This is a genomic window from Micromonospora sp. URMC 105, from assembly GCF_051386295.1.
Taxonomy (GTDB): Bacteria; Actinomycetota; Actinomycetes; order Mycobacteriales; family Micromonosporaceae; genus Micromonospora.
Window position 1 is genome coordinate 1 of the sequence record NZ_JBPQTL010000088.1, and the last position, 23,853, is coordinate 23,853.

31 protein-coding genes are annotated in these 23,853 nt (G+C 68.5%); all 31 read right to left on the bottom strand.

Annotation, left to right across the window (positions count from 1 at the left end):
- Positions 1-191: 191 nt before the first annotated feature.
- Positions 192-1,043 carry a type I methionyl aminopeptidase gene (gene map, locus ACSNN7_RS22895; RefSeq protein ID WP_436683014.1) on the bottom strand — a complete coding sequence of 284 codons (852 nt, stop codon included), beginning with the start codon at positions 1,041-1,043 and terminating at the stop codon, positions 192-194.
- Positions 1,044-1,137: 94 nt separating this feature from the next.
- Positions 1,138-1,791, bottom strand: a complete 654-nt coding sequence (locus tag ACSNN7_RS22900; protein ID WP_436683015.1) for an adenylate kinase — start codon at positions 1,789-1,791, stop codon at positions 1,138-1,140.
- The gene (secY, locus tag ACSNN7_RS22905; protein WP_436683016.1) at positions 1,792-3,123 is read right to left on the bottom strand and encodes a preprotein translocase subunit SecY; all 1,332 of its coding nucleotides are present in this window, start codon (positions 3,121-3,123) and stop codon (positions 1,792-1,794) included. It abuts the gene before it with no gap.
- A 232-nt stretch (positions 3,124-3,355) separates the two neighbouring features.
- Positions 3,356-3,799: a 50S ribosomal protein L15 gene (gene rplO, locus ACSNN7_RS22910; RefSeq protein WP_436683017.1), complete on the bottom strand. Its 444-nt coding sequence runs from the start codon at positions 3,797-3,799 to the stop codon at positions 3,356-3,358.
- On the bottom strand, positions 3,799-3,981 hold the full coding sequence (rpmD, locus tag ACSNN7_RS22915; protein ID WP_179801875.1) for a 50S ribosomal protein L30: 183 nt from the start codon (positions 3,979-3,981) through the stop codon (positions 3,799-3,801). The genes rplO and rpmD overlap by 1 nt, the downstream gene beginning before the upstream one ends.
- A complete protein-coding gene (rpsE, locus tag ACSNN7_RS22920) occupies positions 3,981-4,595 on the bottom strand; it encodes a 30S ribosomal protein S5 (RefSeq protein WP_154941824.1) in 615 nt (204 codons plus the stop codon). Before rpsE ends, rpmD begins: the two co-directional genes overlap by 1 nt.
- 33 nt (positions 4,596-4,628) lie before the next feature.
- The gene (rplR, locus tag ACSNN7_RS22925) at positions 4,629-5,018 is read right to left on the bottom strand and encodes a 50S ribosomal protein L18 (protein ID WP_088998360.1); all 390 of its coding nucleotides are present in this window, start codon (positions 5,016-5,018) and stop codon (positions 4,629-4,631) included.
- Positions 5,015-5,557 (bottom strand): 50S ribosomal protein L6, encoded by a 543-nt coding sequence (rplF, locus tag ACSNN7_RS22930; RefSeq protein ID WP_334449450.1) that lies wholly within the window; start codon positions 5,555-5,557, stop codon positions 5,015-5,017. Before rplF ends, rplR begins: the two co-directional genes overlap by 4 nt.
- Positions 5,558-5,573: 16 nt before the next feature.
- Positions 5,574-5,981 carry a 30S ribosomal protein S8 gene (gene rpsH, locus ACSNN7_RS22935; RefSeq protein WP_013288624.1) on the bottom strand — a complete coding sequence of 136 codons (408 nt, stop codon included), beginning with the start codon at positions 5,979-5,981 and terminating at the stop codon, positions 5,574-5,576.
- Positions 5,982-6,054: 73 nt separating this feature from the next.
- The gene (locus ACSNN7_RS22940; protein ID WP_007465272.1) at positions 6,055-6,240 is read right to left on the bottom strand and encodes a type Z 30S ribosomal protein S14; all 186 of its coding nucleotides are present in this window, start codon (positions 6,238-6,240) and stop codon (positions 6,055-6,057) included.
- Between the two features lies 1 nt (position 6,241).
- Positions 6,242-6,811 (bottom strand): 50S ribosomal protein L5, encoded by a 570-nt coding sequence (gene rplE, locus ACSNN7_RS22945; protein WP_154941822.1) that lies wholly within the window; start codon positions 6,809-6,811, stop codon positions 6,242-6,244.
- Positions 6,811-7,131 (bottom strand): 50S ribosomal protein L24, encoded by a 321-nt coding sequence (gene rplX, locus ACSNN7_RS22950; protein WP_334449455.1) that lies wholly within the window; start codon positions 7,129-7,131, stop codon positions 6,811-6,813. The genes rplE and rplX overlap by 1 nt, the downstream gene beginning before the upstream one ends.
- A complete protein-coding gene (gene rplN, locus ACSNN7_RS22955) occupies positions 7,128-7,496 on the bottom strand; it encodes a 50S ribosomal protein L14 (protein ID WP_007073026.1) in 369 nt (122 codons plus the stop codon). Before rplN ends, rplX begins: the two co-directional genes overlap by 4 nt.
- Before the next feature lie 98 nt (positions 7,497-7,594).
- A complete protein-coding gene (rpsQ, locus tag ACSNN7_RS22960) occupies positions 7,595-7,870 on the bottom strand; it encodes a 30S ribosomal protein S17 (protein ID WP_091262798.1) in 276 nt (91 codons plus the stop codon).
- Complete coding sequence (rpmC, locus tag ACSNN7_RS22965; RefSeq protein WP_013288628.1) at positions 7,867-8,103, bottom strand: 50S ribosomal protein L29; 237 nt, start codon at positions 8,101-8,103, stop codon at positions 7,867-7,869. Before rpmC ends, rpsQ begins: the two co-directional genes overlap by 4 nt.
- Complete coding sequence (gene rplP / locus ACSNN7_RS22970; RefSeq protein ID WP_007465292.1) at positions 8,103-8,528, bottom strand: 50S ribosomal protein L16; 426 nt, start codon at positions 8,526-8,528, stop codon at positions 8,103-8,105. The genes rpmC and rplP overlap by 1 nt, the downstream gene beginning before the upstream one ends.
- A 3-nt stretch (positions 8,529-8,531) precedes the next feature.
- The gene (rpsC, locus tag ACSNN7_RS22975; protein WP_088960256.1) at positions 8,532-9,401 is read right to left on the bottom strand and encodes a 30S ribosomal protein S3; all 870 of its coding nucleotides are present in this window, start codon (positions 9,399-9,401) and stop codon (positions 8,532-8,534) included.
- A complete protein-coding gene (gene rplV, locus ACSNN7_RS22980; protein ID WP_088960255.1) occupies positions 9,401-9,859 on the bottom strand; it encodes a 50S ribosomal protein L22 in 459 nt (152 codons plus the stop codon). The genes rpsC and rplV overlap by 1 nt, the downstream gene beginning before the upstream one ends.
- 40 nt (positions 9,860-9,899) lie before the next feature.
- Positions 9,900-10,181 (bottom strand): 30S ribosomal protein S19, encoded by a 282-nt coding sequence (gene rpsS, locus ACSNN7_RS22985; protein WP_007073032.1) that lies wholly within the window; start codon positions 10,179-10,181, stop codon positions 9,900-9,902.
- A gap of 12 nt (positions 10,182-10,193) precedes the next feature.
- Positions 10,194-11,033, bottom strand: coding sequence for a 50S ribosomal protein L2 (rplB, locus tag ACSNN7_RS22990; RefSeq protein ID WP_030329891.1), 840 nt, complete (start codon positions 11,031-11,033; stop codon positions 10,194-10,196).
- A 12-nt stretch (positions 11,034-11,045) separates the two neighbouring features.
- Entirely contained in the window at positions 11,046-11,348 is a 303-nt protein-coding gene (gene rplW / locus ACSNN7_RS22995; RefSeq protein WP_091317975.1) for a 50S ribosomal protein L23, read from the bottom strand.
- Positions 11,345-11,995, bottom strand: a complete 651-nt coding sequence (rplD, locus tag ACSNN7_RS23000) for a 50S ribosomal protein L4 (protein ID WP_436683018.1) — start codon at positions 11,993-11,995, stop codon at positions 11,345-11,347. Before rplD ends, rplW begins: the two co-directional genes overlap by 4 nt.
- Positions 11,992-12,657 carry a 50S ribosomal protein L3 gene (gene rplC, locus ACSNN7_RS23005; RefSeq protein ID WP_436683019.1) on the bottom strand — a complete coding sequence of 222 codons (666 nt, stop codon included), beginning with the start codon at positions 12,655-12,657 and terminating at the stop codon, positions 11,992-11,994. The genes rplD and rplC overlap by 4 nt, the downstream gene beginning before the upstream one ends.
- Before the next feature lie 11 nt (positions 12,658-12,668).
- A complete protein-coding gene (rpsJ, locus tag ACSNN7_RS23010) occupies positions 12,669-12,977 on the bottom strand; it encodes a 30S ribosomal protein S10 (protein WP_007073037.1) in 309 nt (102 codons plus the stop codon).
- Between the two features lie 353 nt (positions 12,978-13,330).
- The gene (gene tuf, locus ACSNN7_RS23015) at positions 13,331-14,524 is read right to left on the bottom strand and encodes an elongation factor Tu (protein WP_334449469.1); all 1,194 of its coding nucleotides are present in this window, start codon (positions 14,522-14,524) and stop codon (positions 13,331-13,333) included.
- A 222-nt stretch (positions 14,525-14,746) separates the two neighbouring features.
- Positions 14,747-16,843, bottom strand: a complete 2,097-nt coding sequence (gene fusA / locus ACSNN7_RS23020; protein WP_436683020.1) for an elongation factor G — start codon at positions 16,841-16,843, stop codon at positions 14,747-14,749.
- 75 nt (positions 16,844-16,918) lie between these two features.
- The gene (gene rpsG, locus ACSNN7_RS23025) at positions 16,919-17,389 is read right to left on the bottom strand and encodes a 30S ribosomal protein S7 (protein ID WP_088647009.1); all 471 of its coding nucleotides are present in this window, start codon (positions 17,387-17,389) and stop codon (positions 16,919-16,921) included.
- A 1-nt stretch (position 17,390) separates the two neighbouring features.
- Entirely contained in the window at positions 17,391-17,765 is a 375-nt protein-coding gene (gene rpsL / locus ACSNN7_RS23030; protein ID WP_007465318.1) for a 30S ribosomal protein S12, read from the bottom strand.
- Positions 17,766-18,234: 469 nt separating this feature from the next.
- Entirely contained in the window at positions 18,235-18,606 is a 372-nt protein-coding gene (locus ACSNN7_RS23035) for a hypothetical protein (protein WP_436683023.1), read from the bottom strand.
- Positions 18,607-19,382: 776 nt separating this feature from the next.
- Complete coding sequence (locus tag ACSNN7_RS23040; protein WP_436683021.1) at positions 19,383-19,751, bottom strand: hypothetical protein; 369 nt, start codon at positions 19,749-19,751, stop codon at positions 19,383-19,385.
- Positions 19,752-19,858: 107 nt separating this feature from the next.
- Positions 19,859-23,746 carry a DNA-directed RNA polymerase subunit beta' gene (locus tag ACSNN7_RS23045; protein ID WP_436683022.1) on the bottom strand — a complete coding sequence of 1,296 codons (3,888 nt, stop codon included), beginning with the start codon at positions 23,744-23,746 and terminating at the stop codon, positions 19,859-19,861.
- Positions 23,747-23,853: the final 107 nt, after the last annotated feature.

The window sequence follows — 23,853 nt, forward strand, 5'->3', positions numbered from 1 at the left end:
CCAGGTCGACGGGAGCGGCATCGCCGCCGGATCAGAACGCCGCCGCACAGGCCCTCACCCCGCCGCGCCGCACCCTTAGTCCAGGTCGACGGGAGCGGCATCGCCGCCGGATCAGAACGCCGCCGCACAGGCCCTCACCCCGCCGCGCCGCACCCTTCGTCCGGGTCGACGGAGGCGTCACCGCGCCCGGATCAGGACGCGGCGGACTCGGCCGGTTGCCGGGCGGTGACCAGGTCACCCAGGCGGGCCCGCCCGCCGTCGAAGGCGGTCAGCACCCAGACCCCGTCGGGCAGCAGCGCCATGGAGTGCTCCACGTGCACCGCCATCGACCGGTCCCGGGTGACGACGGTCCAGCCGTCGGCCAGTTCGGCGGTGCGCGGCGAACCCATGGTGATCATCGGCTCGATCGCGAGCGCGAGGCCCGGCACCAGACGCGGGCCCTTGCCCGGCCGCCCGTGGTTGAGCACGTGCGGGTCCTGGTGCATCTCCGTGCCGATGCCGTGCCCGCCGTACCCGTCGACGATGCCGTACCGGCCGCCCTTGCGGACCGCGGTCTCCACGGCGTGCGAGATGTCGGTCAGCCGGCCCTTGCCGCTGGCGGCGCCCCGCGCGGCGGCGGCGATGCCGGCCCACATCGCGTCCTCGGCCACCTCGGCCATCTTCAGCAGCGCCGGGTCGACCTCGCCCACACCCACGGTGATGGCGGCGTCGCCGTGCCAGCCGTCCAGCACCGCACCGCAGTCGATGGAGATCAGGTCACCGTCGCGGAGCACCTGCTGCGCCGACGGGATGGCGTGCACCACCTGCTCGTTGACCGACGAGCAAATCGAGGCGGGGAAGCCGTGGTAGCCCTTGAACGAGGGGACGGCCCCGGCCTCGCGGATCGTCGACTCGGCGATCGCGTCCAGGTCCGCGGTGCTGACCCCGGGGGCGACGGCCTCCCGCATCCGGCGCAGGGCCTCGGCGACCACCAGGCCGGCGGCCCGCATCTTCTCGATCTGGTCGGGGGTCTTCAGCTGGATGTCCAGCTGGGGACGGCGCATGGAGCGGTTACCTTTCGTTGCCGGACAGCGAACAGCGGGGCACGTCTCGCGTACCCCGCTGTCCGCACTCTATCCGCCGGATACCGGCAGGACCTCAGCCCCCGTACGACCGCAGCGCGTCGATGGCCCGGACCGTGACGTCCTCCACCGGCCCGGTGGCGTCGATGCCGACCAGCTTGCCCTGGGCACCGTAGTAGTCGACCAGCGGTGCGGTCTTCTCGGCGTACTCCCGCAGACGGGCCGCGATCGTCTCGGGCTTGTCGTCGTCCCGCTGGAACAGCTCGGCGCCGCAGCGGTCACAGATGCCCTCGCGCGTCGTGGCGTCGAACTCGACGTGCCAGATCTTGCCGCAACCCCGGCAGGTGCGCCGGCCGGAGAGCCGCCGGATCACCTCGTCGTCGTCGACGACCAGCTCCAGCACCAGGTCCAGCGCGGTGCCGAGGTCCGCGAGGAGCTTGTCCAGCGCGGCGGCCTGCGGCGTCGTACGCGGGAAGCCGTCGAGCAGGAAGCCGTCGGCGGCGTCCGGCTCGGCGAGCCGGTCCCGGACCATGTTGATGGTCACCTCGTCCGGGACCAGCTTGCCGGCGTCCATGTAGCGCTTGGCCTCGACACCCAGCGGCGTGCCCTGCGAGACGTTCGCCCGGAAGATGTCACCGGTCGAGATCTTCGGCACCGAGAGGTGCGCGGCGATGAACTCCGCCTGTGTGCCCTTGCCCGCGCCCGGCGGGCCAACCAGAACGAGTCGCATCTACCGCAGGAACCCTTCGTAGTTCCGCTGCATGAGTTGGCTCTCGATCTGCTTCACGGTCTCGAGACCGACGCCGACCATGATGAGCACAGCGGTGCCGCCGAACGGGAAGTTCTGGAACTGCTGGCTGTTCAGCCAGATGAAGAAGAAGTTCGGCAGGATCGCGACGACAGCCAGGTAGAGCGCGCCCGGCAGGGTGATCCGGCTGAGGATGAAGTCCAGGTACTCGGCGGTCGGCTTGCCGGGGCGGATGCCCGGCACGAAGCCGCCGTACTTCTTCATGTTGTCGGCGACCTCGGTCGGGTTGAACGTGATCGACACGTAGAAGTACGTGAAGAAGATGATCAACAGGAAGTAGATCGCGATGTAGATCGGGCTGCTCGGGTCGACCAGGTTGTTCTGGATCCACGCCTGGGTCTTGCCCGGGTTGTTCTGGTCGAAGAACTGCAGCGCCAGCTGCGGCAGGTAGAGCAGCGAGGAACCGAAGATGACCGGGATGACACCCGCCTGGTTGACCTTCAGCGGGATGTAGGTCGAGGTGCCGCCGTACATCCGTCGGCCGATCATCCGCTTGGCGTACTGCACCGGGATCCGGCGCTGCGCCTGCTCGATGAAGCAGACCGCGGTGATGACGAGCAGGACCAGGACCAGGACGAGGGCGAACTTGGCCCAGCCCTCGTTGGTCTTGATCTTCCAACCCTCGCTGGGCAGCCGGGCGGCGATCGAGGTGAAGATGAGGACGGACATGCCGTTGCCGACGCCGCGGTCGGTGATCAGCTCACCGAGCCACATCACCATGCCGGTACCGGCGGTCATCGTCATGACCAGGATGCTCAGCGTCAGCCAGTCCGGGATGCCGGTCCCCTCGGGGATGATCGGGAACTGGTCGCAGCGGTTCTGGAAGAGCTGCCCGGAGCGGGCCAGCGCCACGAAGGCCGACGACTGGAGGATGCCCAGGCCGAGGGTCAGGTAGCGGGTGTACTGCGTGATCTTCGCCTGGCCGGCCTGGCCCTCCTTGCGGAGCTGCTCCAGCCGCGGGATGACCACGGTCAGCAGCTGCAGGATGATCGACGCGGTGATGTAGGGCATGATGCCCAGCGCGAAGACCGAGAGCTGCAGCAGTGCGCCCCCGGAGAAGAGGTCCAGCAGGTTCAGCACCCCGGTGCTGCCGCCGTCCTGGATGGTGTCGAGGCACTTCTGCACGTTGCCGTACGAGACGCCGGGGCTGGGCAGAGTGGCGCCGAGCCGGTAGACCGCGATGATGCCTACTGTGAACAGCAGCTTCTTGCGCAGGTCAGGCGTACGGAACGCACTGAGAAAGGCGGACAGCAACTTCTTCCTCCTGCGCGAGGCGGGCCGCCGGTGATCCCTGGCGGGGCGGGGTGGGTGCCGGGCGAGTGCCCGATATCCATAGCTGGGATGGGACTCTAACAGTCCGCTCCCGGTCCGGGCAGACGTGCCCGGCTACATAAACCGAATCCGATGTTACCCGGCGCACACATGCCAGGTAGACCAGGGCGCCCGCCCAGTTGCGGACAACTGAGCGGGCGCCATGGGTCGTGCCTTACAGCTCGGTGACGGAGCCACCGGCGGCGGCGATCTTCTCCTTGGCCGACGCGCTGAACGCGTGCGCCGAGACCTGGAGAGCCACACCGCCGAGGTCGCCGGTGCCGAGGACCTTGACCGGGTGGCCCTTGCGGACCGCACCGGCCTCGACCAGCTCCTGCGGGCCGACCTGGCCGCCGTTCGGGAACAGCTCGGCGAGCCGGTCCAGGTTGACCACCTGGAAGACGACCTTGAACTTGTTCTTGAAGCCCTTCATCTTCGGCAGGCGCATGTGGATGGGCATCTGCCCACCCTCGAACGCCGCCGAGATGTTCTTGCGGGCCTTGGAACCCTTGGTACCGCGACCGGCGGTCTTGCCCTTGGACGCCTCACCGCGACCCACACGGGTCTTCGCGGTCTTGGCACCCGGGGCCGGGCGCAGGTGGTGAACCTTGATCGTCATTACTCGACCTCCTCGACCTTCACGAGGTGGTTGACCGCGAAGATCATGCCCCGAATCTCGGGCCGGTCCTCCTTGACCACCACGTCGTTGATCCGCTTCAGACCGAGCGAACGCAGCGAGTCACGCTGGTTCTGCTTGGTCCCGATGCCGGACCGGACCTGGGTGACCTTCAGGCGTGCCATCAGGACGCCACCCCCGCCCGCGACGCCAGCATGGCGGCCGGCGCGACGTCCTCGACCGGCAGACCACGACGGGTCGCGACGGCCTCCGGGGACTCGAGCCCCTTCAGCGCCGCCACCGTGGCGTGCACGATGTTGATCGGGTTGGACGAGCCGAGGCTCTTGGAGAGCACGTCGTGGATGCCCGCGCACTCCAGCACGGCACGCACCGGCCCACCGGCGATGACACCCGTACCGGCGGAAGCCGGCTTGAGCAGCACCACACCGGCAGCAGCCTCGCCCTGCACCGGGTGCGGGATCGACTGGCCGATCCGCGGCACCTTGAAGAAGTGCTTCTTGGCCTCCTCGACACCCTTGGCGATGGCCGCGGGCACCTCCTTGGCCTTTCCGTAGCCCACGCCGACGGTGCCGTCGCCGTCGCCCACGATCACCAGGGCGGTGAAGCTGAAGCGACGACCACCCTTCACGACCTTGGCGACGCGGTTGATCGCGACGACCCGCTCGAGGTGCGGGGTCTTCTCGACGGGCGCGTTTCCGCGGCCGCCCTCACGGCGGTTGTCGCGGCGACCACCCTCGTTGCCACCGGACCCGCCGCCACGGCGCTGTTGACCTGGCATCAGCAGCCTTCCTTATCTCTCGTGACGGGGTTTCTAGAACTCGAGCCCGGCTTCGCGGGCGGCATCGGCAAGCGCGGCGACCCGCCCCGCGTACCGGTTGCCACCGCGGTCGAAGACGACCTTGGAGACGCCGGCGGCCTTGGCCCGCTCGGCGAGCAGGGCGCCGACCTTGCCGGCCAGGGCGCTCTTGTCGCCCTCCGTACCGCGCAGCGACGCGTCCAGGGTCGAGGCCGACGCCAGGGTGTGACCCTTGGTGTCGTCCACGATCTGGGCGACGATGTGCCGCAGGGAACGGGTGACCACGAGGCGGGGACGCTCGGCGGTTCCGCTGACGTTCTTGCGGACCCGGAAGTGCCGGCGCGCACGCCCGACGGCACGCTTGGCGGCGACGCCGCGGCGGCGCTTGAGCAGCGTGGCGCTCACTTCTTACCTGCCTTTCCAGCCTTGCGGCGGATGACCTCGCCCTGGTACTTCACGCCCTTGCCCTTGTAGGGCTCCGGCGGGCGGATCTTCCGGATGTTGGCGGCGACCTCACCGACCTGCTGCTTGTCGATGCCGGCCACGTGGAACAGCGTCGGCTTCTCCACCGTGAAGGTGATGCCGTCCGGAGCCGGCACCAGCACCGGGTGCGAGAACCCGAGAGCGAACTCCAGGTCCTTGCCCTTGGCGGTGACGCGGTAACCGGTACCGGCGATCTCCAGGCTCTTGCGGTAGCCCTCGGTCACACCGACGATCATGTTGGCGACCAGGGTACGGCTGAGGCCGTGCAGTTCCTTGGCCTTGCGCTCGTCGTTCGGCCGGTTGACGTGCACCTGGCCGTCCTCGCCACGCTCCACCGTGATCGGCTCGGCGAGCGTGTGCGACAGCTCGCCCTTGGGACCCTTGACCTTGACGGTCTGGCCCTCGATCGTGATGTCGACGCCGGCCGGTACCGGGATCGACTTACGTCCAATACGCGACATTTCTACCTGTCTCCCGTTACCAGACGAAGGCGAGGACTTCCCCGCCAACGCTCCGCTTGCGGGCCTGCCGGTCGGTGAGCAGCCCCTGGGACGTCGAAATGATCGCCACGCCCAGCCCGCCGAGCACCCGCGGGAGCCCGTCCGACTTGGCGTACACCCGGAGACCGGGCTTGGACACGCGCTTGATGCCGGCCAGGCTCCGCTCGCGGTTCTGGCCGTACTTCAGCTCGACGACCAGTCGCTTGCCGACGGCACCCTCCTCGGGCTCCTCGACCGACCAGGTGGCGATGTAACCCTCGGCCTTGAGGACCTCGGCGATGTTCGCCTTGATCTTCGAGTAGGGCATCGTCACCCGGTCGTGGTACGCCTGGTTGGCGTTACGCAGACGCGTGAGCATGTCTGCGATCGGGTCGGTCATCGTCATGGAATTCGTCAGCCTTTCTCGCCGGGGTTCCCGGGGCGTTCCGCCCCGGGCCTACGGCGAAGAGCAATAGCTATTACCAGGAAGCCTTGGACACGCCGGGCAGCTCACCGCGGTGGGCCATCTCCCGGATGCACACCCGGCAGAGACCGAACTTGCGGTAGACCGCCTTCGGACGACCACACCGCTGGCAGCGGGTGTACGCGCGAACCGAGAACTTCGGCTTCGCGGCCGCCTTGATGATCAGCGCCTTCTTGGCCATCTCAGTTCTCCTTGAACGGGAAGCCCAGGAGCTTGAGCAGCGCCCGGCCCTCGTCGTCGGTCGTGGCGGTCGTGACCACCGTGATGTCCATGCCCCGCTGGCGATCGATCTTGTCCTGGTCGATCTCGTGGAACACCGACTGCTCGGTCAGACCGAACGTGTAGTTGCCGTGCCCGTCGAGCTTGCGACCGTCGAGACCGCGGAAGTCACGGATACGCGGCAGCGCGATCGACAGCAGCCGGTCCAGGAACTCCCACATCCGGTCGCCGCGCAGGGTCACCTTCGCGCCGATCGGCATGCCCTCACGCAGCTTGAACTGCGCGATGGACTTGGTCGCCCGCCGCACCTGCGGCTTCTGGCCGGTGATCGTGGCGAGGTCGCGGACCGCGCCGTCGATCAGCTTGGCGTCGCGAGCAGCCTCGCCGACACCCATGTTGACGACGATCTTGACCAGCCGCGGAACCTGCATGGGGTTCGCGTAGCTGTGCTGCTCCTGCAGCTGCGCCACGATCTCGTTACGGTACCGCTCCTTGAGGCGCGGCATGGTCTTGGTTTCGGTAGCCGTGGTCATCACAGGTCCTTACCGGTGCTACGCGCGATGCGGACCTTCTGGCCGTTGTCGTCGATCCGGTACCCGATGCGGGTCGGGTTCCCGTCGGAGTCCAGGACCTGCACGTTGGAGACGTGGATCGGGGCCTCCTGGGTGACGATGCCACCGGTCTTGGCGCCACGCTGGGTGGTGCTGATGCGGGTGTGCTTCTTGACCCGGTTCACGCCCTCGACCAGGACCTTGTCCTGCCGCGGGTAGGCCGCGATGACCTTGCCCTTGGCACCCTTGTCCTTGCCGGCGATGACGACGACCGTGTCGCCCTTCTTGACCTTCACGGTCACAACACCTCCGGCGCGAGAGAGATGATCTTCATGAACCGCTTGTCCCGCAGCTCCCGACCCACCGGGCCGAAGATACGGGTACCGCGCGGGTCCCCGCCGTCCTTGATGATGACGGCGGCGTTCTCGTCGAAGCGGATGTACGAGCCGTCCGGCCGCCGCTTCTCCTTGGCGGTGCGGACGACGACAGCCTTGACGACGTCGCCCTTCTTCACACCGGCACCCGGGATCGCGTCCTTGACGGTGGCCACGATGACGTCGCCGATGCTCGCGTAGCGCCGACCGGAGCCACCGAGAACCCGGATGCACAGGATCTCCCGGGCACCCGTGTTGTCGGCGACGCGCAGTCGCGACTCCTGCTGAATCACGTCTATCTCCTATGTCTGCCGGTTCTCCGGCCGCCCGGAGGCGGCCGGAGCCTGGCGGAACCTGCGCCCGACCGATACCGGCCGAGCTCGAGCCTTCGCTACTTGGCCTTCTCGAGGATCTCCACGAGCCGCCACCGCTTGGTGGCGGAGAGCGGCCGGGTCTCCATGATCAGGACCCGGTCGCCGATGCCGGCCGAGTTCTGCTCGTCGTGCACCTTCAGCTTGCTGGTCCGGCGCATGATCTTGCCGTACAGCGCGTGCTTGACCCGGTCCTCGACCTCGACCACGACGGTCTTTTCCATCTTGTCGCTGACCACGAGGCCCTCACGCACCTTACGGCGGGCCCGCGCGGCGGCGGTGGTGTTCTCGCTCATGATGCAGTCACCTCAGTCGGCGCGGCCGAGAGACCCAGCTCGCGCTCACGCATGATCGTGTAGATCCGGGCGATCTCCCGACGGATGACCTGCAGCCGCCGGTTGTTGTCCAGCTGCCCGGTTGCGGCCTGCACGCGGAGGTTGAACAGCTCCGCCTTGGCCTCACGCAGCTTCGTGACCAGCTCCTCCTCGGAGAGCTCACGCAGCTCGGAAGGCTTGACGCCCGCTGCCATCAGGATTCACCCACTTCGCGCGTAACAATGCGGCACTTCATCGGGAGCTTGTGGATCGCGCGACGCATCGCCTCTCGCGCGATCTGCTCGTTGGGGAAGGACATCTCGAAGAGAACCCGCCCCGGCTTGACGTTGGCGACCCACCACTCGGGCGAACCCTTACCGGAACCCATGCGGGTTTCCGCCGGCTTCTTGGTGAGGGCCTGGTCCGGGAAGATCGTGATCCAGACCTTGCCGCCACGCTTGATGTGACGGGTCATCGCGATACGCGCCGACTCGATCTGGCGGTTGGTCACGTACGCCGGCTCGAGAGCCTGGATCCCGAACTCGCCGAACACCACCCGGTTACCACCCTTGGACGCGCCACTGCGGTCCGGGTGGTGCGGCTTGCGGAAGCCCTTCGGGGGCTTGCGCGGCATCAGCATCTGTCAGCCCTCCTGCTGCGTTTCTGCCGGAGCAGCCGCGGCCGAGGCGACAGCAGCGCTGTCGATCGGCTCGCCACTCGGCGTCTCGGCCTGCTGAGCGATGGTGGTCGCAGCAGCCCGGCCGGCCTCGGTACCACCGGCGGTCGTGCCGGACGAACCCGACCGGCCACGGCGCGGCCGCTCGGGGCGGTCGCCACGGTCACGGCGCGGGCGGGACGGACCGGCCTCGGCCGGAGCCTCCCGGCCCGGGACGGCGTCGCCCTTGTAGATCCAGACCTTCACGCCGATCCGGCCGAAGGTGGTACGGGCCTCGAAGAAGCCGTACTCGATGTTGGCCCGCAGCGTGTGCAGCGGAACCCGACCCTCGCGGTAGAACTCCGTCCGGCTCATCTCGGCGCCGCCGAGGCGGCCCGAGACCTGAACCCGGATGCCCTTGCAGACGGGGTTCTTCATCGCCGACTGCATCGCCTTGCGCATCGCCCGACGGAAGCTGACCCGGCTGGAGAGCTGCTCGGCAACGCCCTGGGCGACCAGCTGCGCATCCGACTCGGGGTTCTTCACCTCGATGATGTTCAGCTGGACCTGCTTGCCGGTGAGCTTCTCCAGCTCGCCGCGGATCCGGTCGGCCTCCGCACCCTTACGGCCGATGACGATGCCCGGCCGGGCGGTGTGGATGTCCACGCGGACCCGGTCGCGGGTGCGCTCGATGTCGACCTTGGAAATGCCGGCACGCTCGAGGCCCTTGGACATCATCCGGCGGATCTTGACATCCTCGCCGATGTAGTCCTTGTAGAGCTTGTCCGCGAACCAGCGGGACTTCCAGTCGGTCGAGATGCCGAGCCGGAACCCAGTGGGGTGAACCTTCTGACCCATTACTCGGCGCCCTCCGTCTTGCTCTCCGTCTCAGCGGCCTCGGCCTGCTTCGCCGGGGCGGCCTTCTTCGCGGCGGCCTTCTTCGGCGCAGCCGGCGCGACCGCCTCGACCGCCACGGTGATGTGGCAGGTGCGCTTGCGGATCCGGTACGCCCGGCCCTGCGCCCGCGGCCGGAACCGCTTCATGGTCGGGCCCTCGTCGACGAACGCCTCGCTGACGAGCAGCGCGTCGGGGTCCAGCCGCTCGTTGTTCTCCGCGTTGGCGATCGCGCTCGCGAGCACCTTGTACACCTGCTCGCTCGCAGCCTGCGGCGCGAACTGCAGCACCGTGAGCGCCTCCTTCGCGGGCAGGCCGCGGACGAGGTTGACCACCCGGCGCGCCTTCATCGGCGAGATGCGCACGTGCCGCGCAACCGCCCGCGCGCCCGGAAGCACCGGAGCGTCGCCCTTTCCTGGCATCGCTGTAACCCCTTGTTCCTCTATCCGTATGCCCGCGGCGTCAGCGCCGACGGCTCTTCCGGTCGTCCTTCTCGTGACCCTTGAACGTGCGGGTCAGCGCGAACTCGCCGAGCTTGTGCCCGACCATCGCCTCGGTCACGAACACCGGGACGTGCTTGCGTCCGTCGTGCACGGCGATCGTGTGACCCAGCATCTCCGGGATGATCGTCGAGCGCCGCGACCAGGTCTTGATGACGTTCTTCGAGCCCTTGTCGTTCTGCGTCTCCACCTTCTTGAGCAGGTGGTCGTCGACGAACGGGCCCTTCTTCAGGCTGCGAGGCATGTCTTATCTCCCTCAGCCGCGCTTACGCGTGGCGTAGCGACGGCGGACGATCAGCCGGTCACTCGGCTGGCCCTTACGACGGGTGCGGCCCTCGGGCTTACCCTGCGGGTTGACCGGGTGGCGACCGCCGGAGGTCTTACCCTCACCACCACCGTGCGGGTGGTCGACCGGGTTCATCGCGACACCACGGACGGTCGGGCGCTTGCCCTTCCACCGCATCCGGCCGGCCTTGCCCCAGTTGATGTTCGACTGGTCGGCGTTGCCGATCTCGCCGATGCTGGCGCGGCAGCGCACGTCCACCCGCCGGATCTCACCGGACGGCATGCGGAGGGTCGCGTACGCGCCCTCACGGCCGAGCAGCTGGATGCCGACGCCGGCCGAGCGGGCCAGCTTGGCGCCGCCGCCCGGACGAAGCTCCACGTTGTGGATCGTCGTACCGACCGGGATGTTGCGCAGCGGCAGGTTGTTGCCCGGCTTGATGTCGGCGCCCGGACCGGACTCGACGCGGTCGCCCTGCTTCATGTCCTTCGGCGCGATGATGTACCGCTTCTCGCCGTCGGCGTAGTGCAGCAGCGCGATGCGCGCGGTGCGGTTCGGGTCGTACTCGATGTGCGCGACCTTCGCCGGCACGCCGTCCTTGTCGACCCGCTTGAAGTCGATCAGGCGGTACTGCCGCTTGTGGCCGCCACCGTGGTGCCGGGTGGTGATCCGGCCGTGGGCGTTGCGTCCGCCCTTCTTCGGCAGCGGAGCCAGCAGCGACTTCTCGGGCGTCGACCGGGTGATCTCGGCGAAGTCGGCGACGCTGGAGCCACGCCGGCCCGGCGTCGTCGGCTTGTACTTACGGATAGCCATTGTCTACACCCCTCAGCTGACCGGGCCGCCGAAGGCCTCGATACGGTCACCGTCAGCCAGCTTCACGATCGCCCGCTTGGTCGACTTGCGCTGACCGAAGCCGGTCTTGGTGCGCTTGCGCTTGCCCTCGCGGTTGAGCGTGTTGACCGTCAGGACGCGGACGTTGAAGATCTGCTGGATAGCGATCTTGATCTCGGTCTTGTTGGCGTCCGGGTGCACCAGGAAGGTGTACCAGTTGCGGTTCAGCTCGCTGTAGCTCTTCTCCGAGACGACCGGCGCGACGATGATGTCGCGCGGATCGGCGATCGTGCTCACTTGCCACCCTCCTCGGTGGTCTCGGCGGGAACGCCCAGGAACTCGTCCAGGGCCTCCTTGGTGAAGACCACGTCGTCGGCCACCAGCACGTCGTACGTGTTGAGCTGGCCGGCCTCGATCAGGTGCACCCGCGGCTCGTTGCGCAGCGACACCCAGTTCAGCTCGTCGGTGCTGCTCAGCACGACCAGGACCCGACGGGCCTCGGTCAGCTTCGCCAGCGTGGCCAGAGCGGCCTTGGTCGACGGCTTCTCGCCCGAGACGAAGGCCTCGACGACGTGCACCTGGCCGGCGCGCGCCCGGTCGGAGAGGGCGCCACGCAGGGCGGCGGCCTTCATCTTCTTGGGGGTGCGCTGGCTGTAGTCGCGCGGGACCGGGCCGTGCACCACGCCACCGCCGGCGAACTGCGGCGCGCGGATCGAGCCCTGCCGGGCACGACCGGTGCCCTTCTGCTTGTACGGCTTCTTGCCGCCACCGGCGACCTCGCCGCGGGTCTTGGCCTTGTGCGTGCCCTGCCGGGCCGCCGCGAGCTGAGCCACCACGACCTGGTGCATCAGCGCGATGTTGGCCTGGACGTCGAAGATGTCGGCCGGCAGCTCGACGGAGCCGCTCTTGGCGCCCTCGACGTTGCGGACGTCAACGGTGGTCACTTGGCCGCACCGCCCTTCTTCACCTTGGTCTTGGCCGCGGTACGGACCAGGACCAGCGCGCCCTTGGGGCCAGGGATGGCGCCACGAACGAGCAGGAGGTTGTTCTCGGTGTCGACCGCCTGGACGGTCAGGTTCTGGACGGTGTAGCGCTCGCCACCCATCCGGCCGGCCATCCGGACGCCCTTGAAGACGCGGCCGGGGGTCGACGCGCCGCCGATGGAGCCCGGCGAGCGGTGCTTGCGCTCGACACCGTGGCTGGCGCGCAGACCGTGGAAGCCGTGCCGCTTCATGACACCCGCGAAGCCCTTGCCCTTGGTCTTGCCGGTCACGTCGATGGAGGCGCCGGGGGCGAACTCCGCGACCGTGATCTCCTGACCGAGGGTGTACTCGGCCGCGTCCGAGGTGCGCAGCTCGACGATGTGCCGGCGCGGCGCCACGTCCGCCTTCGCGTAGTGCCCGCTGATCGGCTTCTTGACCTTGCGCGGGTCGATCGTGCCGTAGGCGAGCTGGACCGCGGAGTAACCGTCCTTCTCGGCGCTACGAACCTGGCTGACGACGCACGGGCCGGCCTGAACCACGGTCACCGGGACAACTCGGTTGTTGTCCCAGACCTGGGTCATGCCGAGCTTTGCGCCCAGGATCCCCTTGACTTGCCTGTCCATTTGTCCGGTCCCTACAGCTTGATCTCGATGTCGACGCCAGCCGGCAGGTCGAGGCGCATGAGCGAGTCGACCGTCTTCGGGGTCGGGTCGATGATGTCGATCAGCCGCTTGTGCGTGCGCATCTCGAAGTGCTCGCGCGAGTCCTTGTACTTGTGCGGCGAGCGGATAACGCAGAAACGGTTGATCTCCGTGGGCAGCGGCACCGGGCCCGCGACCTGCGCCCCGGTGCGCGTCACCGTCTCGACGATCTTCCGCGCCGAGGAGTCGACGACCTCGTGGTCATAGGCCTTGAGCCGGATGCGGATCTTCTGTCCCGCCATGGTGGCTTCTGTTCCTTCTCTCGATGCCGCTGTGTTGCGGGCGCCTGTACCGGCTGGTACAGGCCCACTTCGCCGACCCCCGCGGTCGGGCGTGTCGCGCCCTCGGGCCAGGCTCCGCCCCGGGACTCCGGAGCGATTCTCAGACCACGCGGTGGGTCAAGGCGCCGATCGCATCACAGCGATCTGGACGCCGTGCGAGGGTGGTTGACCGCCTGGGGCGATCAACCACCCAACGCGCGACTGTTGGTCTCCCGGAGGTCCAGCTTTCACCGGACGCAGGTGACTAACCGTCGTTACGCAACCTGACTAGTATGCCGCACTGCCGGCGGCGACGCTAATCGGGGTTACCCAGTTCACTTGATGATGCTGGTGACGCGACCAGCGCCGACCGTACGACCACCCTCGCGGATCGCGAACTTGAGGTTCTCCTCCATGGCGATCGGCTGGATCAGCTTCACGGTCATGGTGGTGTTGTCGCCCGGCATGACCATCTCGGTGCCCTCGGGCAGCGTGACGACGCCGGTGACGTCCGTGGTCCGGAAGTAGAACTGCGGACGGTAGTTCTGGAAGAACGGGGTGTGCCGGCCGCCCTCCTCCTTGGAGAGGATGTAGACCGTCGCCTCGAACTCCGTGTGCGGGGTCGTGGTGCCCGGCTTGATGACGACCATGCCGCGCTCGACGTCCTCGCGCTTGATGCCGCGCAGCAGCAGACCGACGTTCTCACCCGCGCGGGCCTCGTCGAGCAGCTTGCGGAACATCTCGATGCCGGTGCAGGTGGTCTTCATCGACTTCTCGCGGATGCCGACGATCTCCACCTCCTCGTTCGGCTTGAGGATGCCGCGCTCGGCGCGACCGGTGACGACGGTGCCACGACCGGTGATCGTGAAGACGTCCTCGATCGGCATGAGGAACGGCTTCTCGGTCTCGCGCTCCGGCTGCGGGATCGCGGTGTCCACGGCGTTCATCAGGTCCATGAGGCGCCCGGTCCACTCCGGGTCGCCCTCGAGGGCCTTCAGCGCCGAGACCCGGACGACCGGCAGGTCGTCACCCGGGTACTCCTGCGAGGAGAGCAGCTCACGGACCTCGAGCTCGACGAGCTCCAGGAGCTCCTCGTCGTCGACCATGTCGCTCTTGTTGAGCGCCACGACGATGTACGGCACACCGACCTGACGGGCCAGCAGCACGTGCTCGCGGGTCTGCGGCATCGGGCCGTCGGTCGCCGCCACCACCAGGATCGCGCCGTCCATCTGCGCGGCACCGGTGATCATGTTCTTGATGTAGTCGGCGTGACCGGGGCAGTCGACGTGCGCGTAGTGACGCGCCTCGGTCTGGTACTCGACGTGCGCGATGGAGATCGTGATGCCGCGGGCCTTCTCCTCCGGCGCCTTGTCGATCTCGTCGAACGGCGTGTACGGGTTCAGGTCCGGGAACTGGTCGTGCAGGACCTTGGTGATGGCCGCCGTCAGCGTCGTCTTACCGTGGTCGATGTGACCAATGGTGCCGATGTTGACGTGCGGCTTAGTCCGCTCGAACTTCGCCTTCGCCACTGGTGTCCTCCTGTGGACTTCTTGGTTCGTTCGCCCCGGCGCGCCGATTGGCGCTTAGGACTCTGTCGACAGCCTTTCCGGCCTGGCGGCCGGAGAGCTTTGGTGGGTTCTGCGGCGATGAAGCCTACAGGCCCGGTCTCACACAACCCGATCGAGGTGGCCGCGGGCGGGGAGTGCCCTCCCGCGACCAGCCTCGAACCATCGGATCAACTCAGGTGAGCGTCACTCACCAGTCGCCTTGGCGATGATCTCCTTCGCCACGCTCTGCGGAACCTCGGCGTAGGAGTCGAACTGCATGCTGTAGCTAGCCCGGCCCTGGGTCTTCGACCGCAGGTCGCCGACGTAGCCGAACATCTCCGACAGCGGCACCAGGGCCCGGACGATACGGGCGCCGCTGCGCTCCTCCATCGCCTGGATGATGCCGCGCCGGGAGTTGAGGTCGCCGATGACGTCACCCATGTTCTCCTCCGGAGTGGTGACTTCAACGGCCATCATCGGCTCGAGGAGCGCGGGGTCGGCCTTGCGGGCCGCCTCCTTCATCACCATCGAACCGGCGATCTTGAATGCCATTTCCGACGAGTCGACCTCGTGGTACTGGCCGTCCAGCAGCGTCAGCTTGACACCCACCAGCGGGAAGCCGGCGAGGATGCCGTACTGCATCGCGTCCTGGGCACCCGCGTCCACCGAGGGGATGAACTCCCGGGGGATGCGGCCACCGGTGACGGCGTTCGCGAACTCGTAGGTCGGCGACTCGTTGTCCAGCGGCAGCGGCTCGACGCTCACGATGACGCGGGCGTACTGGCCGGAACCACCGGTCTGCTTCTTGTGGGTGTACTCGATCTTCTCCACCTTGCGGCGGATCGTCTCGCGGTACGCCACCTGCGGCTTACCGATGTTCGCCTCGACGTTGAACTCGCGGCGCATCCGGTCGACCAGGATGTCCAGGTGCAGCTCGCCCATGCCGGAGATGACCGTCTGACCGGTCTCCTCGTCCAGCTTGACGCGGAAGGTCGGGTCCTCCTCGGCCAGCCGCTGGATGGCGGTGCTGAGCTTCTCCTGGTCGGCCTTGGTCTTCGGCTCGATGGCGACCTCGATGACCGGCTCCGGGAAGGTCATCGACTCCAGGATGACCGGGTTCGCCGGGTCGCACAGCGTGTCACCGGTGGTGGTCTGCTTGAGACCCTGCACCGCGATGATGTCGCCAGCCTGGGCCGAGCTGCGCTCTTCCCGCTTGTTGGCGTGCATCTGGTAGATCTTGCCGATCCGCTCCTTGCGGTCCTTGGTGGAGTTGACCACCTGGGTACCGGTCTCGACCACGCCGGAGTAGACCCGGACGTAGGTGAGCTTGCCGAGGTGCTTGTCGGTCTGGATCTTGAAGGCCAGGCCGGAGAAGGGCTCCGACTTGGACGGCTTCCGCTGCATCGGGGTCTCGCCGTCGGTGGCCGTACCCTCGATCGCCGGAACGTCCAGCGGCGACGGCAGGAAGTCGACGACGGCGTCGAGCATGGGCTGCACGCCCTTGTTCTTGAACGCCGAGCCGCAGAGCACCGGGTTGGCCTTGCTGGCGATGGTGGCCCGACGGATGGCGGCCTTGATCTCCTCGACGGAGATCTCGTCGCCCTCCAGGTACTTCTCCATCACCGCGTCGTCGACGTCGGCCAGGGTCTCCATCAGCTTCTCGCGCCACTCCGCCGCGGAGTCGGCCAGCTCGGCCGGGATCTCCTCGATGGCGTAGTCCTCACCCTTCTGGGTCTCCCCGCGCCAGGTGAGGGCGCGCATGCCGATCAGGTCGACGACACCGATGTGGTCGCCCTCGAGGCCGATCGGGATCTGGAGCACCAGCGGGGTGGCGTTGAGCCGGTCGATCATCATCTGCACGCAGCGGAAGAAGTCGGCACCGGTCCGGTCGAGCTTGTTGACGAAGCACATCCGGGGGACGTGGTACTTGTCGGCCTGACGCCAGACGTTCTCCGTCTGCGGCTCCACGCCGGCGACACCGTCGTAGACCGCGACCGCACCGTCCAGCACCCGCAGCGACCGCTCGACCTCGACCGTGAAGTCGACGTGACCGGGCGTGTCGATGATCTGGATCGTGTGGCCCTTCCACTCACACTTGGTGGCAGCGGAGGTGATGGTGATACCACGCTCCTGCTCCTGCTCCATCCAGTCCATGACGGCAGCGCCCTCGTGGACCTCACCGATCTTGTACGTGATACCGGTGTAGAACAGGATCCGCTCGGTGGTCGTGGTCTTACCGGCATCGATGTGCGCCATGATGCCGATGTTGCGTACGTTGGCGAGCGCGTCTGCGGCGGCCACTTCAATCCCTACTTATCGTCGTCTCGACACAACTGGTGGCGGTTCCGGCGCCGGTCCGGCGCCGGAACCAGGGTGTTACCAGCGGTAGTGCGCGAAGGCCTTGTTCGACTCGGCCATCTTGTGCGTGTCCTCGCGCCGCTTGACGGCGGCACCCAGACCGTTGCTCGCGTCCAGCAGCTCGTTCATCAGCCGCTCGACCATGGTCTTCTCACGACGGGCCTTGGAGTACGTCACCAGCCAGCGCAGACCGAGGGTGGTCGCGCGGGCCGGGCGGACCTCGACCGGCACCTGGTAGGTCGCGCCACCGACGCGGCGGCTGCGGACCTCGAGGGTCGGCTTGACGTTGTCCATCGCGCGCTTGAGCGTGACGACCGGGTCGGTGCCGCTCTTCTCGCGGCAGCCCTCCAGGGCGGCGTACACGATGCGCTCGGCGAGCTGACGCTTGCCACGCATCAGGATCTTGTTCACCAGCTGAGTGACCAACGGCGAGTTGTACACCGGGTCAGCGACCAGCGGCTTCCGCGGAGCGGGTCCCTTACGCGGCATGTCAGCTCTTCTCCTTCTTCGCGCCGTAACGGCTGCGCGCCTGCTTGCGGTTACGGACACCCTGGGTGTCCAGCGAACCGCGGACGATCTTGTAACGCACGCCGGGGAGGTCCTTCACCCGGCCGCCGCGGACGAGCACGATGGAGTGCTCCTGCAGGTTGTGACCGACGCCCGGGATGTAGGCGGTCACCTCGATCTGGCTGCTGAGCTTGACACGCGCGACCTTGCGGAGCGCCGAGTTCGGCTTCTTGGGGGTGGTGGTGTACACGCGGGTGCACACACCGCGCCGCTGAGGACTGCCCTTCAGCGCCGGGGTCTTGGTCTTGGTCGTCTTGGCCTGGCGGCCCTTTCGGACCAGCTGCTGGATCGTGGGCACCGGGTTTCTCCGCTCCCTTCGGCCGCTTCCGCGGCCGCGCCGTCTGCTCGTTAGCCGTCCTGGTGGAAGGCTCTCCTACATTCCGGCCAGGGCCACCTGGTGGAGGTCCCGGCACCCGCGGTCGGGCGTGTCGCCCAGCTCACGGTCCCGGTGCCGTCGCTCACGCGCGCACCGGATTTCTGTTCGCCGGCACGCGGTGGACCACGCGCCGGGTCTTGGACTGTGTCGTGCGGCCGCTCGTCACCGGAGGGACCGGATCACGCGCACGCACGAGTTGCCCGGGCAGGCCCGGGCACAAGGGGAAAGAGTACCTAGCACAGCCTCGCAGGTCAAAACGGAATGGTCCGGCGGATCTCAAACCCCGCCGGTCTGCCACACCGTGGTGCCTGCTCACCCGTGATGGGCACCTACGGATCCAAGTGTACCGGCTGGTCGCGGAAGCGGCCCGTCGCCCCCGCCGCGATCGCCGTCACGCGAACTGCAGCAGCAGCGCCAGCCCCAGCCCGGACAGGCAGAGCAGCACACCCACCGCCCCGCAGCTGATACCCGCCGTGGCCAGCCCACGCCCGGTGAACCGGACCGCCGGCGGTGGCGCCGCCCGCCCGATCTGCCGCCGGGCCAGCAGGCCGGCGACGATCGCGGCCACGCCGGCCAGGGTGCCCGGCACGGTGAACGCACCGGCCGCCCAGGCGCCGCCGTACCGGGCCGCGCCGACGCCGAAGCAGGCCACCAGCACCGACACCAGGATCGAGACCACCCCGGCCACCAGCGCACCCACCGCCGGCCCGGAGGTCACCGCCGGCACGTCGAGGTGGACCACCCCGAACGGGGTACCCGGCACCGGATCGACCCGCTTGGGCGGTCTGGGCGCTTCCCGCGGCGGCGGGGGCAGCGACCCCGGACCGGGGCCCCACCCGCCGCCCGGCCCACCGGGGTACGCCCCGGCCGGCCCCGGCGACGACTGCCCTGGGTACGCCCCGGAGACCTGACCCGGCTGCACCGGCGAGAGCTGCCCCGGATACGCCCCGGGAAACTGACCCGGCTGCACCGGCGAGAGCTGCCCCGGATACGCCCCGGGGAACTGACCCGGCTGCCCGGGCGAGACCTGCCCGGGATACGGCCCGGAGACCTGACCGGGGTGCACCGGCGAGAGCTGCCCGGGATGCACCCCGGAGAACTGGCCCGGCTGCGCGGGCGAGACCTGGCCCGGCTGCGCGGGCGAGAACTGGCCCGGCTGCGCGGGCGAGACCTGGCCCGGCTGCGCCGGCGAGAGCGGTGCCGGCGGCGGGCCGGACGGTGACGCGTACCCGGTCGGGGCGGCCTCCGGCGCGGTGCCGATGCCGTGGTCCGGCCGGTCACCGCCGGCGGACCCCGGCGCCGACCAGGGCGACACCGGCGCTTCGGCGGTGGTCCCGCCGGGCGGGGTCGCAGCGGTCCCGGGCGCGCCCGTCTCCGGGGGTCCGGCGGGCTGCCGGCCCGGGTCGGCTCCCGACGGCGGCGCCGGTTCCGTCACGTGGTCCTCCTGTCGACAAGCCAGATCCCTCGCCGCGCGACGGACACCGGCCAGGCTACCGTCGGCGCGCACCGCCGTGCAGGGCGCACGAGCACGGCCGGCGCTCAGTCCACGTTCGGGGCGAAGTCCTGCCCGAACGGGGCGTTGGCCAGCCGGACCACGCCGATCACCACCAGCGTCACCACGGCGACCGCGACCAGCACCAGGCCCGTCCAGGCCAGCCGCTCCCCCTGCCGCAGCCAGGCCGCGCCGGTCAGGTACCCGCCCGAGGCGTACGCCTCCCGCCGGGCCTGCCGGGCCAGTTGGAGCGCCACCGTCGCGGGCACCACCCCGCCGACGAAGAGCCCGGTCAGCGCCCCGATCAGGCCCAGCGCGAAGACGGCGCGGGCCTTCGTGGCGGGAGCCGGGTCGGGGTCGAGCGGGTGGCGTGGCGGCTGGTGCGCCACGGGCAGCGGCCCGGGAGCGGTCGTCATACCCCCATCATGCCCGCCGGCGCCTGCCCGGACCGGGCACCTGCGGGAGCACCCCGGAACGCGGCGAGGCCCCCGGCGCGCACGCCGGGGGCCTCGTCGTTCACTGCTTAGCGGTACGACCCGAAGTCGAAGTCGTCCAGCGGCACGGCCTGGCCGCTGGCCGGTCCGAAGCCGTAGTCGGTCTCCGGGTAGCCGGTCATCGAGTAGACCTTGGCCTTCGCCTCCTCGGTCGGCTCGACCCGGACGTTGCGGTACTTGCTGATGCCGGTACCGGCCGGGATCAGCTTACCGATGATCACGTTCTCCTTGAGGCCGACCAGCGAGTCGCTGCGCGAGTTGATCGCCGCGTCGGTCAGCACCCGGGTGGTCTCCTGGAAGGAGGCCGCCGAGAGCCAGGAGTCCGTGGCCAGCGAGGCCTTGGTGATACCCATCAGCACCGGGCGACCGGCGGCGGGCTCGCCGCCCTCCGAGACGAGCCGGCGGTTCTCCGACTCGAACAGCGCCCGGTCGACCAGCACACCCGGCAGGAACTCGGTCGAGCCGGAGTCGATGACCGTCACCCGCTTGAGCATCTGGCGGATGATGATCTCGATGTGCTTGTCGTGGATGAGCACACCCTGCGAGCGGTAGACCTCCTGGACCTCCTGGGTCAGGTGGACCTGGACCGCGCGCGGGCCGAGGATGCGCAGCAGCTCGTGCGGGTCGATGGTGCCCTCGGTGAGCTTCTCGCCGACCTCGACGTGGTCCCCGTCGTGGGTCCGCAGCCGGACCCGCTTGGAGATCTTGTCGTAGACGATCTCGTCGCTGCCGTCGTCCGGCACCACGATGATCTTCCGCGACCGCTCGCCGTCCTCGATCCGGATCCGGCCCGGGGTGTCGGCGATGGGCGCCTTGCCCTTCGGGATCCGGGCCTCGAAGATCTCCTGGACACGCGGCAGACCCTGGGTGATGTCCTCACCCGCGACACCACCGGTGTGGAAGGTACGCATCGTCAGCTGCGTACCCGGCTCACCGATCGACTGGGCGGCGATGATGCCGACCGCCTCGCCGACGTCCACGGTCTTGCCGGTCGGCAGCGAGCGGCCGTAGCACGCACCGCAGACGCCCAGCTTCGACTCGCAGGTGAGCACGCTGCGCACCCGGACGGTCTCGGTCCCGGCGGCGACGATCTTGTCGACCAGGATCGAGTTGATGTCCTGACCCCGGTGGGCCACCACGGTGCCGTCCGGCCCCTTGATGTCGTCGGCCAGGGTACGGGCGTGCACGCTGGTCTCGGCGTGCTCGTGCACGACCAGCTTGCCCTCCAGCCGCTCGCCGATCTGCATCGGGATCGCGCGGTCGGTGCCGCAGTCCTCCTCGCGGATGATGACGTCCTGCGAGACGTCCACCAGACGACGGGTCAGGTAACCCGAGTCGGCGGTCCGCAGCGCGGTGTCGGCGAGACCCTTACGGGCACCGTGCGTGGAGATGAAGTACTCCAGCACGGACAGACCCTCCCGGTAGCTGGCCTTGATCGGCCGCGGGATGATCTCACCCTTGGGGTTGGCCACCAAACCACGGATCGCCGCGATCTGCCGGAGCTGGAGCAGGTTACCGCGGGCACCCGAGTTGATCATCTTCCACAGCGGGTTCTCCTGCGGCAGCGCGGTGTCCATCTCCTTGGCGACCTCGTTGGTCGCCTTGGTCCAGATCTCGATGAGCTCGCCGCGGCGCTCCTCGGCGGTCATCAGACCACGCTGGTACTGCTTGTCGATCCGGTCGGCTTCCTTCTCGTACTTCTCCAGGATCTCCCGCTTGCGCGGCGGAGCGATGACGTCCTCCATGCCGATGGTGACGCCGGACCAGGTGGCCCAGTGGAAACCGGCCTCCTTGAGACCGTCGAGGGTGGCCGCGAGGGCCACCTTCGGGAAGCGCTCGGCGAGGTCGTTGACGATCGCGGAGAGCTGGCCCTTGCGGATCTCGTAGTTCACGAAGCGGTAGCCCTGCGGCAGCGTCTCGTTGAACAGGACCCGGCCGAGCGTGGTCTCCACGGTCAGCGGCTCGCCCTCGACCCAGCCCTCCGGGGCGGTCCACGGCTCGGCGCCGGCGCCGTTGTCGACACCGATCACGCCGCGCAGGCGGATCTTGACCGGGGTCTGCAGGTGCAGCTCGCCGGCGTCGAACGCCATCCGCGCCTCGGCGTCCGAGCTGAACGCCCGGCCCTCGCCCTTGCCACCCGGGGTCAGGTGGGTGAGGTGGTAGAGACCGATGACCATGTCCTGGGTGGGCATGGTGACCGGCTTGCCGTCGGCCGGCTTGAGGATGTTGTTCGACGACAGCATCAGGATCCGCGCCTCGGCCTGGGCCTCGGCGGAGAGCGGCACGTGCACCGCCATCTGGTCACCGTCGAAGTCCGCGTTGAACGCGGTGCAGACGAGCGGGTGGATCTGGATCGCCTTGCCCTCGACCAGCTGCGGCTCGAAGGCCTGGATGCCCAGACGGTGCAGGGTGGGCGCGCGGTTCAGCAGCACCGGGTGCTCACCGATGACCTCTTCCAGCACGTCCCACACGACCGGGCGCTGCCGCTCGACCATCCGCTTGGCGGACTTGATGTTCTGCGCGTGGTTGAGGTCGACCAGCCGCTTCATCACGAAGGGCTTGAACAACTCCAGCGCCATCTGCTTGGGCAGGCCGCACTGGTGCAGCTTCAGCTTCGGGCCGACCACGATGACCGAACGGCCGGAGTAGTCGACGCGCTTGCCGAGCAGGTTCTGGCGGAACCGGCCCTGCTTGCCCTTGAGCATGTCGGAGAGCGACTTCAGCGGACGGTTACCCGGACCGGTGACCGGCCGGCCGCGACGGCCGTTGTCGAACAGCGCGTCGACGGCCTCCTGGAGCATCCGCTTCTCGTTGTTGACGATGATCTCGGGCGCGCCGAGGTCGATCAGCCGCTTGAGGCGGTTGTTCCGGTTGATCACGCGGCGGTACAGGTCGTTCAGGTCGGAGGTCGCGAAGCGGCCACCGTCGAGCTGCACCATCGGGCGCAGGTCCGGCGGGATGACCGGGACGCAGTCCAGCACCATGCCGAGCGGCGAGTTGCGGGTGTTCAGGAACGCCGCGACGACCTTGAGCCGCTTGAGCGCCCGGATCTTCCGCTGGCCCTTGCCGGAACGGATCGTCTCCCGCAGGCTCTCGGCCTCGGCGTCGAGGTCCATGTTCTGGACCAGCGCCTTGATGGCCTCGGCGCCCATGCCGCCGGTGAAGTACTCGCCGAACCGGTCGCGCAGCTCGCGGTAGAGCAGCTCGTCGGTCACCAGCTGCTTCGGCTCCAGCTTGCGGAAGGTGTCCAGCACCTCGTCGAGGCGGTCGATCTCGCGCTGGGCCCGGTCGCGGATCTGGCGCATCTCGCGCTCTCCGCCCTCCTTGACCTTGCGCCGGACGTCCGCCTTGGCACCCTCGGCCTCCAGCTCGGCCAGGTCGGCCTCGAGCTTGGCGGCCCGCTTCTCGATCTCCGAGTCGCGGCTGTTCTCGGACTGCCGCTTCTCGGCGAGGATCTCGTTCTCGATGGTCGAGAGGTCACGGTGACGCGACTCGGCGTCCACGCTCGTCACGACGTACGAGGCGAAGTAGATGATCTTTTCGAGATCCTTGGGGGCGAGGTCCAGCAGGTAGCCCAGCCGGCTCGGCACGCCCTTGAAGTACCAGATGTGGGTCACCGGAGCGGCGAGCTCGATGTGCCCCATCCGCTCACGACGGACCTTGGAACGGGTCACCTCGACGCCGCAGCGCTCGCAGATGATGCCCTTGAAGCGGACCCGCTTGTACTTACCGCAGTAGCACTCCCAGTCCCGCTGCGGACCGAAGATCTTCTCGCAGAAGAGCCCGTCCTTTTCCGGCTTCAGGGTGCGGTAGTTGATCGTCTCAGGCTTCTTGACCTCACCGTGCGACCACTGACGGATGTCGTCGGCGGTGGCGAGGCCGATGCGCAGCTCGTCGAAGAAGTTGACGTCGAGCACTATGTCCCCTATGTCGTCGTCTGTACTGCTAGCTAGTGGGTGGGGTGGGGGGCCGGCTGGGCTACCTGCTGGACCTCGCCCCCAAGGATCTCGAAAAGATCATCTAC